This is a genomic window from Chromobacterium sp. IRSSSOUMB001, assembly GCF_023507765.1.
GTDB lineage: Bacteria > Pseudomonadota > Gammaproteobacteria > Burkholderiales > Chromobacteriaceae > Chromobacterium > Chromobacterium haemolyticum.
The window spans coordinates 150,991-167,882 of the sequence record NZ_JALCYU010000006.1; the positions used below are offsets into that span (position 1 = coordinate 150,991).

Annotated in this window: 16 protein-coding genes; 5 read left to right on the forward strand and 11 right to left on the reverse strand. The window is 63.7% G+C overall.

Annotated elements, in window-relative coordinates; all coding sequences use genetic code 11:
* Positions 1-79 precede the first annotated feature (79 nt).
* The 5 genes from MOV80_RS10040 to MOV80_RS10060 form a co-directional block, all read right to left on the reverse strand.
* The gene (locus tag MOV80_RS10040; RefSeq protein ID WP_019103759.1) at positions 80-1,471 is read right to left on the reverse strand and encodes a DUF2252 domain-containing protein; all 1,392 of its coding nucleotides are present in this window, start codon (positions 1,469-1,471) and stop codon (positions 80-82) included.
* A 295-nt stretch (positions 1,472-1,766) separates the two neighbouring features.
* Entirely contained in the window at positions 1,767-2,150 is a 384-nt protein-coding gene (locus MOV80_RS10045; RefSeq protein WP_043592362.1) for a hypothetical protein, read from the reverse strand.
* A 148-nt stretch (positions 2,151-2,298) separates the two neighbouring features.
* Complete coding sequence (locus MOV80_RS10050; protein ID WP_019103757.1) at positions 2,299-2,721, reverse strand: DUF2214 family protein; 423 nt, start codon at positions 2,719-2,721, stop codon at positions 2,299-2,301.
* Between the two features lie 71 nt (positions 2,722-2,792).
* Positions 2,793-3,269, reverse strand: coding sequence for a WbuC family cupin fold metalloprotein (locus MOV80_RS10055; protein WP_118266384.1), 477 nt, complete (start codon positions 3,267-3,269; stop codon positions 2,793-2,795).
* Positions 3,270-3,394: 125 nt separating this feature from the next.
* Positions 3,395-4,654, reverse strand: coding sequence for a glutamate-5-semialdehyde dehydrogenase (locus MOV80_RS10060; RefSeq protein ID WP_019103755.1), 1,260 nt, complete (start codon positions 4,652-4,654; stop codon positions 3,395-3,397).
* 209 nt (positions 4,655-4,863) lie between these two features.
* On the opposite strand from MOV80_RS10060, the gene MOV80_RS10065 reads away from it, so the two are divergent.
* From MOV80_RS10065 to MOV80_RS10080, 4 genes are read left to right on the forward strand one after another with little or no spacing between them, the layout of a single operon-like run.
* Positions 4,864-5,856, forward strand: a complete 993-nt coding sequence (locus tag MOV80_RS10065) for a sulfate ABC transporter substrate-binding protein (RefSeq protein WP_019103754.1) — start codon at positions 4,864-4,866, stop codon at positions 5,854-5,856.
* A 31-nt stretch (positions 5,857-5,887) separates the two neighbouring features.
* Positions 5,888-6,718, forward strand: a complete 831-nt coding sequence (gene cysT / locus MOV80_RS10070; protein ID WP_231138319.1) for a sulfate ABC transporter permease subunit CysT — start codon at positions 5,888-5,890, stop codon at positions 6,716-6,718.
* A gap of 1 nt (position 6,719) precedes the next feature.
* Entirely contained in the window at positions 6,720-7,616 is an 897-nt protein-coding gene (gene cysW / locus MOV80_RS10075; protein WP_019103752.1) for a sulfate ABC transporter permease subunit CysW, read from the forward strand.
* Entirely contained in the window at positions 7,613-8,689 is a 1,077-nt protein-coding gene (locus MOV80_RS10080) for a sulfate ABC transporter ATP-binding protein (RefSeq protein WP_019103751.1), read from the forward strand. Before cysW ends, MOV80_RS10080 begins: the two co-directional genes overlap by 4 nt.
* Before the next feature lie 114 nt (positions 8,690-8,803).
* Here MOV80_RS10080 and MOV80_RS10085 read toward each other — a convergent pair whose 3' ends face one another.
* The 3 genes from MOV80_RS10085 to MOV80_RS10095 form a co-directional block, all read right to left on the reverse strand.
* A complete protein-coding gene (locus tag MOV80_RS10085; RefSeq protein WP_118266386.1) occupies positions 8,804-9,253 on the reverse strand; it encodes a hypothetical protein in 450 nt (149 codons plus the stop codon).
* Between the two features lie 792 nt (positions 9,254-10,045).
* Positions 10,046-11,710: an acid phosphatase gene (locus MOV80_RS10090; protein WP_249605087.1), complete on the reverse strand. Its 1,665-nt coding sequence runs from the start codon at positions 11,708-11,710 to the stop codon at positions 10,046-10,048.
* A gap of 121 nt (positions 11,711-11,831) precedes the next feature.
* A complete protein-coding gene (locus tag MOV80_RS10095) occupies positions 11,832-12,719 on the reverse strand; it encodes a phytanoyl-CoA dioxygenase family protein (protein ID WP_052052105.1) in 888 nt (295 codons plus the stop codon).
* Between the two features lie 238 nt (positions 12,720-12,957).
* On the opposite strand from MOV80_RS10095, the gene MOV80_RS10100 reads away from it, so the two are divergent.
* On the forward strand, positions 12,958-14,568 hold the full coding sequence (locus tag MOV80_RS10100) for an FMN-binding glutamate synthase family protein (RefSeq protein ID WP_043592359.1): 1,611 nt from the start codon (positions 12,958-12,960) through the stop codon (positions 14,566-14,568).
* 2 nt (positions 14,569-14,570) lie between these two features.
* Here MOV80_RS10100 and MOV80_RS10105 read toward each other — a convergent pair whose 3' ends face one another.
* The 3 genes from MOV80_RS10105 to MOV80_RS10115 all read right to left on the reverse strand — a co-directional run bounded on the left by MOV80_RS10105 (position 14,571) and on the right by MOV80_RS10115 (position 16,883).
* Positions 14,571-14,975, reverse strand: coding sequence for a hypothetical protein (locus tag MOV80_RS10105; protein WP_118266391.1), 405 nt, complete (start codon positions 14,973-14,975; stop codon positions 14,571-14,573).
* Positions 14,976-15,043: 68 nt separating this feature from the next.
* On the reverse strand, positions 15,044-15,469 hold the full coding sequence (locus MOV80_RS10110; RefSeq protein WP_019101716.1) for a DUF721 domain-containing protein: 426 nt from the start codon (positions 15,467-15,469) through the stop codon (positions 15,044-15,046).
* Between the two features lie 100 nt (positions 15,470-15,569).
* Positions 15,570-16,883 (reverse strand): nitrate/sulfonate/bicarbonate ABC transporter ATP-binding protein, encoded by a 1,314-nt coding sequence (locus MOV80_RS10115; RefSeq protein ID WP_118266393.1) that lies wholly within the window; start codon positions 16,881-16,883, stop codon positions 15,570-15,572.
* Positions 16,884-16,892: the final 9 nt, after the last annotated feature.

Consider the following 16,892-nt stretch of genomic DNA (forward strand, 5'->3'; position numbering starts at 1 on the left):
CATTACAAGCAGCAAGATCAAGGGTTTGGTATTAATACGGTGGGCTTGGCGCCGCTGCTGGCGGCGCCGTTGCGGGTTTTTAGTCGTGGACTTGCAGCCGTCCGCTGGCGATGGCGGCCTTGAACACTTGGTAATCGGCCTCTACCTGATCCGCGTAGGCCAGCGCGTAGTCGGCGATGGCCTGGTCCAACCTGTCGCTGTCGCCCACATAGCCCGCCAGCTGGGCGGCTTGGCCGCCGGATTTGGAATGCGCCCGCGCCAGCGCCCAGGCGCAGGCCTGGCCGTAGGCGGTTAGCGCCTCCGGCGTGGCGAAGGCTTCCAGCGACGGCGCGGCCTTCATGTCGCGCAGCTGGCGCACGTAGAAGTGGCGGCCGGCGGGGCCGGTGGTCCAACCCAGGAACAGGTCGCTGGCGGCTTGCATCAGGCGTTGGCCAAACACGACTCGCTTGCCCTGATGGCCATGCACGCAGGCCTGGGTGTAGGGCTCCAGCACCGAAGAGCGCGCCTCCTTCAATTGCAGGAACAGCGGTTGGTCGAAATTGTCCTGCAACAGCATCACCAGACAGCGGGTGCCCACGCTGCCCACGCCCACTACCTTGAACGCGCAATCCACAAGCCGGAAACGCTCCAGCAACTGGCGACGGTCTTCCTTCAGGGTGGCGATGTAGTTGTCCAGCATCGGCTTGACCAAGGCCTCGGCGTCGGAGGTGGACAGCCAGCTGTCGTCGTTGTCCAGCAGGGTGTTCTTGTCGTGCAGGTGGAAGATCACTGGTGGGTTGTCGCGCAGCCGCAGTGTGCCGTCCTCCAGCTCAGTCATCTTGGGCAGCAGCTTTTCTTGGGTCTGATGCCTGGCCTTGTCGGAGAGCTTGAGCATTTGCTGGCGGATGGCGTCGGTGGGCGCGCGCTCCAGCAATTGCTCGAAGCCCACCTTGGTGTACCACAGCTCCAATTGGCCCATGCGGGCGTACTCGTTGACGCGGCGGCGGTAGACCTCGCTGGCGCGGCTCACCATGTCCCGCGCCTGGCTTTCGCTGAAGCCCTGGCCGCGCGCGGCCAGCACTAGGCTGACTGCCAGCCGTTTCAAATCCCACTCCCATGGGCCGTGGTGGGTTTCGTCGAAGTCGTTGATGTCGAAGATCAGTTGCCGCTCGGGGGAGGCGAAGAAGCCGTAGTTCATCAGGTGGGCGTCGCCGCAGATCTGCAGCTTCAAGCCGCTGGAAGGGTTGGCGGCCAAGTCGGCGGCCTGGATCATGGCGAAGCCGCGGAAAAAGGTGAACGGCGATACCTGCATTCGGCTGTAGCGCAGCGGAATCAGGCCTTGCACCCGCCCCTGAGAGGTTTGCTCCACCATGGCCACCACGTCGCGCGGCGCGCTGAGCCGGTTTTCCGCTTGCAGGGTGCGGGAGCAGGATTGACGCAGCGCCTTGCCGGCGGCGTAGTGCAGTTCGTACTTGGCGTGGTAATTGGACATGCGGGCTCCTGGACAAAGATCTTCTGTCCAGTGTAACCGCTGGAGAATTTTTGTCAGGTGGCAGCGGCGGCTAGGTTTATCCACAAAGTTGTCCCCGTTTCATCCACATTGCACACAGCGCGGCCGGCGTTCCAGAAGTTGTGCACAAAGTAGAAAGGCAAGCGGACGCAATCAAACCGGGCGTCTGCCGGGGTTTTTATTATTTTATCCACAGATTTGTGCACAGTTTGCGCACACTTTCCACAGCGGCGGGGCTGCGGACAGCACTGTCCACAGGCCCGCAGGGGGGGAGACGTCAGCCGCGTTGCGCGCAGTCATTGACCAGTTTGCGCCATGCCTTGCTGTAGCTAAGGCCGTGGGTGTTCACCGTTAGCTTGCTGGCGTCGCCGTCCGGGCGGATGAGGATTTCCAGTCCGTCTTTATTAGTGGCGGGATTGGTCAGACGCACGGTTTCTCCGCGGTCTTTGCCGCGTTCGCGTTCGATGTATTCGCTGGGAATGCGCAGCTTGCGCATGCGCTCGTCCAGGCAGGTGGCGACGACGGGCGGAGGCGCTTTGGCTTTCAGCGTGGCGACCGGGTCGTTCAGGTTGGCGAGCGCCGGCACCACCGCGCAGCTCAGGGCGACGCCGAGCGCGGTTTGCAGCAATAGGGATTTGCAGTGTTCGATCAGATTGGGCATGGCTTTTACTTGCGTGAAGGACGACGTACCAGGATTGGAAACGCCGAGGCGCGCGCAAGTTCGAGTGAGGCCAGTTGCAGGTGTTAAGGAGTTTGAGGTCCGAGGAGCGTCCAGAACCGGCTCAAAGTCTACGAGCGTGAACGGGGCTTCACCCGTGTAGCGCGACGGATTCGCCGACGACGGCGAGCAGCAGCCAGATTTGCCAATAGCTGCTGCGCGCCAGCGAATCGGCGCCGCGCAGTTCCAGGCTGCGCTGGATGCGCAGCTGACTTTGCCAACGCATAAGACCGCGGGAGGCGCGGACTTCCAGCAGCAGCAGCGGGGTCAAGGTCAGCAGTTTGAGAATGAAAAGCGGATGTTGCAGACGGGAGGGGTCTAGCGAGAGCAGGCCCAAGCCGCTGATGGTCCACAGCATCAGCGCCAGCAGCCACCAGCGATGGCTGCGGAATAGCTGAGAGGTCTGGCTGGGGAATTGCCGCTGGCGCAGCAGGCCGGCGCGGCTCCATAGCGCGGCCAGGCCGGCGCCCAAAGCCAGTAGATGCAAGCTTGCCAGCAGCCAGTGCCACAACATGGTTTGCCTCCCGTCCCCAAGAGATGCCCTACACGGTAAACAGGGGCGCGGCGGCTGGCAAGCTTATTTGCTTAGCTGTCGAAGCGCTGGCCCGCTTGGGCGCGGTGCAGGAAATCCAGCATCGCCGGCACGCGCTCAGAGCCTTCGGCTGGCGACCAGGCCGCCTGGTTTTGCGGCTGCAAGGGCAGGTAGGGGCCGTGCTTGACTTCAAACACCACGCTGCCCGGCAGCAGCGACACCACGGAATGCCAGGTGTTGGCCGGCATTTCGAACACCTTGGCGCCGTCTTCGCCCAGGCGATGGCGGCCTTGCACCACGCCGGCCTCGTCGAACACGATCACCTCGAAGGCGCCGCTGAGCGCGATCAACATTTCCCAGCTGTGGTCGTGGCGGTGCGGGCGCACGTAGGTGTCCGGCTCCATGGCGATGGCCAGGCGCTGGATGGGGTCTTCCAGTTGAGCGTGGAAATTCTGGTTGGCGCGCAGGCGCGGCGCACAGGCGGCTTTGGCCGACAGCGCGGCCAGGTCTTGTTGGTTCAGGGTCAGCATGGAATCGCCCGGTAGGGAAGCAAAGCAGCGATTATCAATGAAAACGCCGCCGGCAGCGAGGCCGGCGGTGTGTGTCCCGCCAGAGCGAGAAGCCTGCCACGCGGCCGGCTCCCAAGGCGGCGAAATCAGGAACGGATCTGGCCGTCGCCCAGCACGATCCATTTCTGGCTGGTCAGGCCGGTCAGGCCCACTGGGCCGCGCGCGTGGATCTTGTCGGTGGAAATGCCGATTTCCGCGCCCAGCCCGTATTCGAAACCGTCGGCGAAGCGGGTGGAGGCGTTGACCATCACGCTGGCGGAGTCCACCTCGCGCAGGAAGCGGCGCGTGCGCCCGTAGTCCTCGGACACGATGGCGTCGGTGTGGTGGCTGCCCCAGTGATTGATATGCTCGATGGCCTCGTCAAGGTCTTTGACCACCTTGATGGCTAGAATGGGCGCCAGATATTCGCTGGCCCAGTCCTCGTCGCTGGCCGGCCGAACCTTGTCGCCCAGGATGGCGCGCGTGCGTTCACAACCGCGCAGCTCCACGTCTTTTTCCCAATAGGCCTCGGCCAGGCGCGGCAGGATGAATTCCGCGAAGGCGGTGTGCACCAGCAGGGTTTCCATGGTGTTGCAGGTGCCGTAGCGGTGGGTCTTGGCGTTTAGAGCGATGTCGAAAGCTTTGTCCGGGCTGGCGGTGTCGTCAATGTAGACATGACAGTTGCCGTCCAGATGCTTGATCACCGGCACCCGCGCTTCGGCGCTGATGCGGGCGATCAGGCCCTTGCCGCCGCGCGGCACGATCACGTCCACGTATTGCGGCATGGTGATCAACTCGCCTACCGCGGCGCGGTCGGTGGTGGCCAGCACCTGCACCGCTTCCGCCGGCAGTCCGGCCGCGCGCAGGCCTTCGTGCACGCAGGCGGCGATAGCCTGATTGCTGTGGAAGGCCTCGGAACCGCCGCGCAGCAAAGCGGCGTTGCCGGATTTCAGGCACAGGCCGGCGGCGTCGGCGGTGACGTTGGGACGCGCCTCGTAAATGATGCCCACCACGCCCAGCGGCACCCGCATCTTGCCTAGCTGAATGCCGGACGGCCGGTAGGCCATCTCGCTGACCTCGCCCACCGGGTCCGGCAGTGCGGCGATTTGGCGTAGCCCTTCGGCCATGCCGACGATGGTTTTCTCAGTCAAAGCCAGCCGCTCCAGCAGCGCCGGTTCCAAGCCGGCCTTGCGCGCCGCCTCCATGTCCTGAGCATTGGCGTCCAACAGCTTGGACTGATCGCGTAGGATGGCGTCAGCCATCGCCAGCAGCGCGCGGTTTTTCTGCGCGGTGTCTGCGCGGGCCAGCTCGCGGCTGGCCTTGCGGGCGGCCTTGCCCGTCTGTTGCATATAGTCTTTGACGTTCATCGTGGAAACTTCCGAGAGCCAGAATAGAGAATTGACTCTGAGAGTAAACCAAAGCGGGGAGGGGGGCCAGAGCGGGAACGCCTTGGGGGCGGGTTGGTTTTGTTAGATGATTGAGGGATAAGAGTATTTCACAATATTATTTATGGATATAACAGTCCTTGGGTATAGTCGGGAACATCGCCGATCATCCATTAAGAAAAGGTCTGTCCATGAAGCTCCGCCTTGCCCTGGCCGCACTGTTGCTGGCCGCGACCGGCTCCGCGCTGGCCGACGCCACTCTGCTCAACGTGTCCTATGACGTGATGCGCGACTTCTATAAGGACTACAACCCGGCTTTCCAGAAAGCCTATAAGGCCAAGACCGGCGAAACCGTCACCCTGCAACAGTCGCACGGCGGCTCCAGCAAGCAGGCGCTGGCGGTGGCCAACGGCCTGGCCGCCGATGTGATCACCATGAACCAGGCCACCGATATCGACTTGCTGGCGGGCAAGGGCTTGGTGCCGGCCAACTGGGCCAGCCGGCTGCCCAACCACGCGGTGCCGTTCACCTCCACCATCGTGTTTCTGGTGCGCAAGGGCAACCCGCAGCAAGTGCGCGACTGGAGCGACCTGGCCAAGCCGGGTTTGAAAGTGGTCATTCCCAACCCCAAGACCTCCGGCAACGGCCGTTACAGCTATCTGGCGGCCTGGGGCTATGCCTTGAAGCAGCCGGGCGGCAATGAGGCCAAGGCCCAGGACCTGGTGGGCAAAATCTTCAAGAACGTGCCTGTGCTGGACGGCGGCGGCCGCGCCGCCACCACTACCTTCATGCAGCGCCAGATCGGCGATGTGTTGGTGACCTTCGAGAACGAGGCGGAAATGATCGCCCGCGAATTCGGCCGCGGCGGCTTTGAAGTGGTTTACCCCAGCCTGTCGGTGCTGGCCGAGAACCCGGTGTCGGTGGTGGACAAGGTGGTGGACCGCAAGGGCAGCCGCAAGCAGGCGGAAGCCTATCTGCAATACTTGTGGAGCCCGGAAGGCCAGAAACTGGCCGCGGAAAACTACCTGCGTCCGCAAGACCCGGTGGTGGCCAAGCAGTTCGCCTCCCGCTTCCCGGCGGTGAAGACCTTCACCGTGGCCAGCGTGTTCGGCTCCTGGGCCGCGGTCAACCAGAAGCATTTCGCCGACGGCGGCAGCTTCGACCAGATCTTCAGCAAGAAATGAGCGCATGATGGCGGCCAGCGGCTTTAATCTGATCAATAAGCGCCACTCGGTGCTGCCCGGCTTCGGCCTGTCCTTCGGCATTACCCTGTTCTGGCTGGGCCTGATCGTGCTGTTGCCCTTCGCCGCGCTGCTGTGGTCCGCGCACGGCATGGGCTGGGCGGCCTTCGTCGATGCGGTGGCCCATGAGCGCGTGGTCGCCGCCATCCGCCTGTCCTTCGTCTCCGCCGGCATCGCCGCGCTGATCAATCTGCTGTTCGGCTTTCTGGTGGCCTGGGTGCTGGTGCGTTACCGCTTTCCCGGCAAACGGCTGATTGACGCGTTGGTGGACCTGCCGTTCGCGCTGCCCACCGCCGTGGCTGGCATCGCGCTGACCACGCTGTACGCGCCCAACGGCTGGATAGGCCAATACCTGGAGCCGCTGGGCCTGAAAGTGTCGTTCACCCCGCTGGGCATCATCGTGGCGTTGACCTTCATCGGCCTGCCCTTTGTGGTGCGCACGGTGCAGCCGGTGTTGGAAGACCTGGAGCGCGAACTGGAAGAAGCCGCCACCTGCCTGGGCGCCGGGCGCTGGGACATCTTCCGGCGCGTGATCTTCCCGGCGGCGCTGCCGGCCTTGATCACCGGCGGCGCGATGGCCTTCGCTCGCGCCACCGGCGAATACGGCTCGGTGATCTTCATCGCCGGCAATATCCCCATGGTGTCGGAAATCGCCCCGCTGATCATCGCCGCCAAGCTGGACCAGTTCGACCAGCACGGCGCGGTAGCGGTGGCGCTGGTGATGCTGGCCATCTCCTTCCTGATTCTTTTCGCCATCAACCTCATCCAATGGTGGGCCGCGCGCCGCCACGGCGCGGGTAAATGATATGCAAAGCCTGACCACTGAATCGCGCCTGGTGCGCTATCTGTTGACCGGCCTGGCCTTGGTCTTTTTGTTCCTGTTCCTGTTGGTGCCGCTGTTGGCGGTGTTCTGGGAAGCTTTCCGCAAAGGTTGGGACCTGTACCTGGCAGCGCTGACCGAGCCGGACGCGCTGGCGGCGATCAAGCTGACCTTGATCGCCGCCGTCATCGCCGTGCCGCTGAACCTGGTGTTCGGCGTAGCGGCGGCCTGGGCCATTGCTCGTTTTGAATTCCGCGGCAAGAGTTTCCTGACCACGCTGATCGACCTGCCGTTCGCGGTGTCGCCGGTGGTGGCCGGCCTGATGTACGTGCTCTTGTTCGGCGTCAACACCGCGCTGGGCGGCTGGCTGCAACAGCATGGCCTGCAAGTGATCTTCGCCGTCCCCGGCATCGTGTTGGCCACCGTCTTCGTCACCTTCCCCTTCGTGGCCCGCGAACTGATTCCGCTGATGCAGGCGCAAGGCGCGGACGAGGAGCAGGCGGCGCTGGTGTTGGGCGCGTCTGGATGGCAAACCTTTTGGCGCGTCACCCTCCCCAATGTCAAATGGGGCCTGCTCTACGGCGTGATCCTGACCAATGCCCGCGCGATGGGGGAATTCGGCGCGGTGAGCGTGGTTTCCGGCCATATCCGCGGCCAGACCAACACCATTCCGCTGCATGTAGAAATCCTGTACAACGAGTACAACTTCGTCGGCGCCTTCGCCTGCGCTTCGCTCTTGGCCTTCCTCGCCCTGGTCACCCTGGGCGTCAAGAGCCTGGTGGAGTGGCGGATGGCGCGACAGAGCGACGCCGCCGCGGAACGCAGCGCGGCCGCTCGCCTGGCCGCCGCCGGCCGCGCCATAGCTAAGGACCAGCCCGCATGAGCATAGAAATCCGCAATATCCGCAAACAGTTCGGCGACTTCGTCGCGCTGGACAATGTCAGCCTCAACGTGGAGGCCGGCGAACTGCTGGCGCTGCTGGGGCCGTCCGGCTGCGGCAAGACCACCTTGCTGCGCATCATCGCCGGCCTGGAACAGCCGGACGCCGGGCAAGTGCTGTTTGCCGGCGCCGACGCCACCCACACCCACGTGGCCGAGCGCGAAGTGGGCTTCGTGTTCCAGCATTACGCGTTGTTCCGCCACATGACGGTGTTCGACAACGTGGCCTTCGGCCTCAGCGTCAAGCCGCGCAAGAGCCGGCCTGGCAAAGACGAAATCCGCGACAAAGTAATGCAGCTGCTGAAAATGGTGCAGCTGGACTGGCTGGCGGACGCCTATCCCGGCCAGCTGTCCGGCGGCCAGCGTCAGCGCATCGCCCTGGCGCGTTCGCTGGCGGTGGAGCCCAAGGTGCTGCTGCTGGACGAACCCTTCGGCGCGCTGGACGCCAAGGTGCGCAAGGACTTGCGCCGTTGGCTGCGCGACCTGCACAACGATATGCACATCACCAGCGTGTTCGTCACTCACGATCAGGAAGAGGCGCTGGAAGTGTCGGACCGGGTAGTGGTGATGGACCACGGCCACATCGAGCAAGTGGGCCGTCCAGACGACATCTACGAAAACCCGGCCACCCCCTTTGTCACCCAGTTCCTGGGCGATGTGAACCTGTTCCACGGCCGCATCGAGCGCGGGCAATTGCAGATTGGCGGCTACGCCCATGCGCTGGAAGGGCTGAGCCTAGCCAGCGGCGACGAGGCGGTGGCCTATGTGCGCCCGCACGACTTGGACCTGTCGCGCCAGGCCGACGGCGCGCTGGCGCAGGGCACGGTGGAGCATATCCACGCGGTGGGGCCCATCGTGAGGGTGGAACTGGTGCAGGCCGACGGCCGGAGCATAGAGGCGGCGGTGAGCAAGGAGCGTTACCGCGAGTTGGGCGTCTTGCCCGGCGACAGCCTGTACGTGACGCCGAAGAAGCTGTCGGTGTTCGCCAAACAGGAAGGTCAGGATTACGTGATCTGAGAGCTTGTCGTCTTCATTCAAAACGCCCCGGAAACCGGGGCGTTTTTTGTTTGAACGATGGTTGGTCTAGCTTGTTGGTGGGTATCGCCTGCGGCTCCACCCACCGCAAGGCGCTTAGCGGTTTCGCAGGCGGATGCGGCGGAAGCGCGCTTCCAGCTTGAGCCGTTGTCCCAGCACCAGGTAGAGCTGGTGTTGGCTATCTACATGGCGGTAAACCCGGACCCGGTCCGCGCCCAACAGCATCATGATTTCCAGATAGTTGAAAAAGCCCATCCACTGGCCGCGTCCGTCGCGGTCGTCAAAGTCGATGTCCCGCGCCACGCGGCTGAGCAGGCCTTTGCCAACGTATTCGCGGTTGTCCTTCATCCATTGCAACAGGTGAGCCGCGCATTCGCGGCCGTAGGCGCTGTCGGCGGGGTAATCCTTGCGGGGCGCGGGCATTTGCCAGTAATGCCGATAGGTGCGGCCGGGGCAGAGGCGGACGAAGGGGAGCAGGGCTTCCTGCTGTTCCAGCGAGTGCAGTTTGTAGCGGCGACGACGGGGAAAGTTTTGAGCGTGATGCATGGTGTTTCTCCTGCTGTGACACAAGATAAACCACCTGCCGGGGGAAGCTGAGGTATTAGGCAGGCGCGTGGCAGGATTGGCGTACCGGTCCGAAGTCTAGCCGGCGAGTGCATAGCACTCTCCCACCATGCGCCTGCCAAAATGGCTTTGCCATGGATAAAGCAGCCAACGCAGCATGCTGCGTTGGCTTGTCGACTTCGGAAACGAGACGCCAATCCCGTGTGCCGCATGTGGGCGGCAACGTGGGGATTGTTCCTGAGGGAGTGCTTGGGGTCAAGGCGGTGTGGCTGGTTCAGCAAGGTGTGCGGGTGAGGATTAGGCAAGCGCGTAGCGGGATTGGCGTACCGAGTGAACTCCAAACCGGTGAGTGCATTACACTCTCCCTCCATGCGCCTGCCAAATGACGTAGCAAGGCTGGGATTGTTGCCGAGGAAAAGGGGTGGATCAAGGCGACGTGGTGAGTTTGGTTAGGTGAGAGGGTTTTGAATCCGCTGCGCGGATGATGATTTTCATTGCCGGGGCTGCCCGGCGGGCAGGAAGGGGAATTTGCGCGGCCAAATTCCCCTTCACCCCAAAGGCCGCCCTGCAAGCCTGGCCTACGGCTTCCCGCCGGGGCCCGTCAGGCCCGAGGCGCGGCTGAACTCGCAGCGCGCTACCGTCGCGCTGCTCGAACAGGCAGCCGCTTAAGACCTCGGGCCTGCCACCCGTCGGCAGGCTTGAAGGGACTGGGGGCGCGTCGGCTACGTGGTTTCTTCTTGAAACATCATCCGCAAAGCGGATGCAACAACCCCCTCACGCAAATACCAAAGCCCCGGTCAAATCCCCCGGCGGCTGCGCGCCGCGCGCGCGGAACGCCGCATTGCGCGCGCTGACCCCTTCTAGCTCCGGCAAATCATGCAGCCGGCTGATGAAACGGATGATGGACGTTGTATCGTAAAAAGTGTGATCCACATGCCCGCGCTTGGCGAACGGCGACACGATGATCGCCGGAATCCGCGAACCCGGTCCCCAGCGGTCCCCCTGAGGCGGCGCCACATGATCCCACCAGCCGCCGTTCTCATCATGGGTGATCACCACCAGCATATGCTTCCATTGCGGTCCGCTCATCAAATGCTGCAACACATTGGCTACATGACGATCGCCGGACTCCACGTCGGAATAGCCCGCATGCATGTTCAGATTGCCCTGCGGCTTGTAGAACGCCACCGCGGGCAGCTTGCCGGCCACGGCGTCAGCGATGAAGCGGTTGGAAATCGGGCTATCGCCCAGGCCGCCGTCCAGCAGATGGCGCTCGCGCGCGGCGCTGCCCGGCGCGAACTGGTGGAAGTAATTGAAGGGCTGGTGATGGTATTGAAAGTTGGGCGCGTCGCCGCCGCCCTTGCCGTCCAGCGCGGCTTGCCAACTGCCGCCGTACCAGGCCCAGCCGATGTGTTTTTCGGACAAAAGATCGCCTATGGTGCGGTAGCTTTGCGGCGGCAGGGTGCTGGGGTCTTGCGGGTCGGCATAGCGTTTGTCGCCGCCCTCCGCCGGCCGCACGAAGCTGGGCTGGTAGGGCGGGGCCATGGTGTTGACCGCGTAGCCGTCCGGGGTGATGGCGCCGTTGTTGACGAATTTGGGCGGACCGTCCAGCGCCGAGGCCGGGGATTTGGGGTCCAGCGCCAGCCGGCGGCCGGTAGGGCCGTCGGCCAGCACGGCGATTTTCTTCTTGGCCGGGGTCTGGGCGGCGTTGAAGTATTCCGGAGTGCGCGCGGCGATCAGAAATTGGTGGTTGAGGTAGGAGCCGCCAAAAGCCGCCATGAAGAAGTTGTCGCACAGGGTGAAGCGGCGGGCGATCTGCCATTGATTGAGGGTGCGCGCGGTGTCCGGGTAGTGGCCCATCACCAGCGCGCCGGAATCGGCCCAGGCGACGAACTGGTCGTTGCGGCCGTCGTTGATCTGCATCTGGTTGTGATAGAACAGATGGCAGAGGTCGCGGGTGATCACCGCTTCCGGCAAGGGCTGGCCTTCGGTATCTTTCAGCGGGAACGGCGCGTTGGGTAGGCCGTGGATGTCTTTTTCTTCGATGAAGTAGCGCTTGCCGGCCACGGTCTGGCCGGTGGGCACCAGGCCTCCCCAGATCTTGGGCAGGCCGGACAGCGGGCGGCCGTCGCGGTCGTTTTGCAACGCCTGCTCCGGCTTGACGGCGCTTAGCGGCTGGGCCACGCCGGGGAAGTTGCCGTAGAGGTTGTTGAAGCTGCGGTTTTCCTGGTAGATCACCACCACATTCTTGATATTGGCCTTGAGCAAGGCGTCCAGCTGGCCGCGGCGTGGATGGCCGGACGGCGTTGCCGCCGCCGTGGGCAGCGCATAGCTAGCGCCGATGGCGGCCAGGCCTTCGAACAGGCGGCGGCGGGAAGGGTCTTGCGGGGCGTCCGTTTCGGCTTGCTGCGGGCTGTCCTGATCTTCGCTGGCGTTCATGCTGTGATCCTTGGTCTAGAGAGTGCGGTGGCGGCGCGCGTCAGCCGGATGGCCGGCGTGTTCCATTGTCCATCATCCCGCCGCGGTATTGCGGCGGGATGTCGGCGTGCGGAGATTAAGATTAATCGATGCGCAACGCGGCGGCGCGCGCTTCCGCCAGCGGTTGGATAATTTCCTCCGGCAGGAATTCGCGGAACAGCGCGTCCGCCGGCGGCTGGTCGCGCAGCAGTTCTATCGGGTCGCGGCCGTCTATGCTGCCAAGGTTGGGCGCGTGGACAAAGTAACCCAGCAGCCGTTGCAACCGCGGCGGCAGCGTGCGGGCCAGTTCCCGGGAGACGGCGAGGTATTGGTTCTCCGCCTGGCGCAGCCAGCCCAGGTTGTAGCTGATGACGACGCCGGTGCGCGCTTGTGCGCTCTGGTTGGCGCCGCCGCCGTGGATCAGCGAGCCCAGATAGATCAGCACCGAGCCGGCGGGCATGGCGGCGCTGATGACTTCTTCCGGCTTGGGATCGCGCGGTTCCGGCCAGCGGTGGCTGCCGGGCACTACGCAGGTGGCGCCGTTCTGTTCGGTGAAGTCGTCCAACGCGTACATGCAGTTGATCATTTTTTCCGATCCGGGCGCGGTGCCGGGAAACATCAGGTCGTCGCTGTGCAGGAATTGACGCGGTTCGCCGGGGCCGATGCTGATGGCCTGGGTGAGGTTGAGCTGGTATTCGCGGCAGCCGCGCAGCAGGAAGGCGTCCATCACTTGCAGGATCAAGGGGTGGATGGCGAGTTCGCGGGTGACGGGCACGCGTTCTATCAGGCCGCTGATCCTGCGGGTGGCGTAGCCGTAGAAGTCGCCCTGGCAGGGGGAGGAGCGGTCCAGCAGCGGTTGCAGCTGGGAGCGGAACTGCGCCAGGCCATCCGGGGTCAACAGATGTTCTATCACGATGCCGCCGTCTTGTTCTAGCGCGGCGATCAGGGTTTCCGGAGCGGTGTCCGGGAGGAAGCGTTGCAGGCAGGGCATGTCTTGGGTTCCATCGTTTTATTAAAGAACCGGCGGCAGGGCCGCGGCGGTGTGGATGTCGAGAGATGTTATCTTCTGGATATTTACCGTGCCTGCGGAGCCGGCCTTTAGGTCAGGTGATAGATTATCTTTATAGTGAATGTATTTATTAATGTGAATTCGCGCCTGCCGCGCCTTGTGTCCGGCGGGTTGTCGACCTTACCCTGAGCCTTCCCCGCCACCCCAGTCTGGAGTCCACATGAGTGTGTCCTTGTTGAGCCGCTACGCTTTTTTCTCCTGTTGCCTGTTGTTCACGCTGTTCAGCTTGCCCTTCGTTCACTATGAGTGGTTGTGGCCGTTCACGCTGGCCGCCGCCGCGTTGACGCTGCTGGGGGTGTTCGATTTGCTGCAAACTCGCCATGCGGTGCGTCGCAACTATCCGATTCTGGGCAATATCCGTTACCTGGTGGAAAGCATTCGCCCGGAAATCCGCCAGTACCTGCTGGAGTCCGACCGCGAGCAACTGCCGTTCTCGCGCGCTCAGCGTTCTTTGGTGTACGCGCGGGCCAAAAACGAGGGCGCGGACAAGCCGTTCGGCACCTTGATCGATGTGTATCAGCCAGGTTTCGAGTTCATCAGTCATTCGATGCGGCCGGCGCCGCTGAGCGATCCGGCCGGTTTCCGCGTGGAAATCGGCGGCCCGCAGTGCAGCCAGCCGTATTCGGCTTCTTTGTTCAATGTGTCGGCGATGAGCTTTGGCGCGCTCAGCGCCAACGCCATCCGCGCCTTGAATCAGGGCGCGCAGCGCGGCGATTTCTACCACGACACCGGCGAGGGCAGCATCAGCCCTTACCACTTGGAGCATGGCGGCGCGCTGGTGTGGGAGCTGGGCAGCGGCTATTTCGGCTGCCGAGACGCGGCCGGCGGTTTCGATGCGGAGCGCTTTGCCGAACAGGCGCGCAATCCACAGGTGAAGATGGTAGAGATCAAGCTGAGCCAGGGCGCGAAGCCCGGCCACGGCGGCATTTTGCCCAAGCACAAGGTGACGCCCGAAATCGCCGCCACCCGCGGCGTGCCGCTGGGGCAGGATTGCGTGTCGCCGTCGCGCCACAGCGCGTTTTCAACGCCGATCGAGCTGATGCGCTTCATCGCCCGGCTGCGTGAGCTGTCCGGCGGCAAGCCGGTGGGCTTCAAGTTTTGTCTGGGTCATCCGTGGGAGTTCATGGGCATTGCCAAGGCGATGCTGGAAACGGGGATTCTGCCGGACTTCATCGTGGTGGATGGCAAGGAAGGCGGCACGGGGGCGGCGCCGCTGGAGTTCACCGACCATATCGGCGTGCCGCTGCGCGAAGGTTTGCTGTTTGTCCACAATGTGCTGGTGGGCTTGAATCTGCGCGACAAGATCAAGATCGGCGCCAGCGGCAAGCTGGTCAGCGCTTTCGACATCGCCAGCGTGCTGGCGATAGGCGCGGACTGGGCCAATTCCGCGCGCGGCTTCATGTTCGCCATCGGCTGCATCCAAAGCCAGAGCTGTCACACCAACCGTTGCCCCACCGGGGTGGCGACGCAGGACGCGCTGCGTCAGCGCGCGCTGGTGGTGCCGGATAAGGCGGACCGGGTGTTCCATTTTCATCGCAACACCATGAAGGCGCTGGCGGAGATGCTGGCCTCGGCCGGGCTGGAGCACCCGTCGCAGTTGCGGCCGCACCATTTGGTGCGCCGCGTCAGCGACACCGAGATCAGGCTGTTTTCGCAGCTGCACGTCTTTTTGCAGCCGGGCGAGTTGCTGGAGCCGGAGATCAAGGCGGCGTTCTACGGCCGCATGTGGCAGATGGCGCGGGCGGACAGCTTCGAGGCGCAGCCTGTCTGAGTCTATTGCGGAGAGGGCGAGACGCCGGCTTCTTCGTCGTCCGCGTCCTTGGACGGCGGCACGATGCGCCATTGGCCGTCCTGACGGCTGAAGCGCATCCGCTGCTCGCGCTCCACCGGCTTGCCGGTAAGTTTGCGGCCCTGGTAGCTGACTTCGCAGTCCAGGGTGGCGTTTTCTTCATCGTTCTGACAGTCGCTCACCGAGGTGACGCGCAGGTCCTTGAGCATGGATTCCAGCATCGAGCGCATCAGCACGGTGTGGGTGGATTCCGGCTTGTTGTTGAATTCGGCGAGGGCCTGGGTCTTGAAGGCGGCTTCCGCCTCGGCCAGCGTTGGTTGCTCGCTCGGGGCGGCTTGGGAGAGGCCGGCGGCCAGGCCGGCGAGCGCCATGATGATGTATTTTTTCATGCCGCGACTTTAAGCCGGTTTGCCCGGCGGCGGCAAGATAGTAGGTGGTGTCGACCCGGCGCGGGTTTTTATTTGCGGTGGTGGGCGATCAGCTTGGCCAGCGCGGCGCTGACCAGCGGGTTGCTGACGCTGGCGGCCGCCTCTTCCATGCCGTCCAATGCGTTCTGGCTGATCTTCAGCGTTTTTTCCTTGGGTTTGCGCGCCAGGCGGATATCCACTTTGACCCGTACTTTGCCGGCCACATAGCCTTGCTGCGCCAATTGCGGCAGCAGGCCGGGGGCCAGCATGCGCAGGCGAGCGGCGATGATGCCGGTATCGGTGTAAATCACTAGTTCGTCGTCGCGGATGCGCACGGCGCGGCAAGTGCCGGCCAGTTGCGGCGGCAGCAGTTTCTGGAAGGCGCGGTCCAGCCGCATCAGCGCCTGGGCTTCGGCGGTGAGGCGGGTCAGGGTGCCGTCGAGACGGGCGATATCGGTGAATTGGCGTCCGGACATGGCGGGCTGCGGAATGAAAACAAGTCATTGTAGCCGCTGGCGGGCCGTGTTTGGAGATAAGCTGGCGTCCTCGTCCCGTCGACCAGGCCGCCAGCGGCGCTTATTGACCGCCTTCCACGTCTTCCAGACTGAAGGTTTCGGTGTGGTCGTTGTAGGAGAAGATTTCCGCGTAGCGTCCCCAGCTGATCACGGTGTCCAGCGTCTCCTCGGCGGTTTCGTCGGACAGAGAGTCCTCCAGTTCCTGAGCGAAGCGCAGCCGCGGTGCGCGTTCGCCTGGACGCTCTTGCAGCACTTTGCGGATGTGGGCGGCCATGGGCACATGGCGCAGCAGGTGTTCGGCGAACTGCACTTTGCGTTCCTGGGTGCCGTAGTCGGCGAACAGTTTGCCGGCGGCGGTGAGCAGGATGTCGCCGTCTTTCAGTTCGGCGAAGCCCAGATGTTCCAGGATTTCGGCCACCGGGAACAGTTCGTCCACTTCCAGCCGTAGTTTCTCCGCGATTTCCGGCATATCCGCTTTGCCGTGATAGGGCGCTTGAGCCACTTCCTCAATCAAGCCGGCCATCAGGTTGGTGGACACCTCGCTTAACTGGCTGCCGATTTCCAGCGGCAACTTGTGCAGGGTGTGGGCGCTGCGGCGCGCGGTCATCAGCGCGTAGATGTCGTCCACCATTTTGCGGAAGGCCGGGTCCAGCCGGTTGCGGCGGTGCGGGAACGGCACTTTGATTTCCGCCACCACGCGGCCGGGGTTGGACGACAGCACCAGGATGCGGTCGCACATGAATACGGCTTCTTCGATATTGTGGGTGACGATGAGCACGGACTGGATGGGCAGCTGGCCTTCGCTCCACAGGTCCAGCATGTCGGTGCGCAGCGTTTCGGCGGTGAGCACGTCCAGCGCGGAGAAGGGTTCGTCCATCAAGAGCAGGGTGGGGTTGACCACCAGGCCGCGGGCGAAGCCGACGCGTTGGCGCATGCCGCCGGACAGTTCGCGCGGGTAGGCGTTCTCGAAACCGTCCAGACCGATCAGGTCGATGGCGGCCAGCGCGCGGCGGCGGCGTTCCTTGGCTTCCACGCCCAGCGCCTCCAGCCCGGCTTCCACGTTTTGCAGCACGGTCAGCCAGGGGAATAGCGCGAAGGTCTGGAACACCATGGCCACGCCTTCGGCCGGGCCGGTCAGGGGCTTGCCGTGGTAACTGACATTGCCGCTGCTTTGTTTGATCAGGCCGGCGATGATGCGCAGCAAGGTGGATTTGCCGGAGCCGGAACGGCCCAGCAGGCCGACGATCTCGCCTTCGCGCAGCGTCAGGTTGACGTCGTCCAGCACCTGGATTTCATCGTTGCCCTTGTTAAAGCCGCGGCAAACGTTTTCCAGCCGGAAAATCTCCCGCCCCGGGGTGATGGTGTCTTGATTCATGGTTGCCCC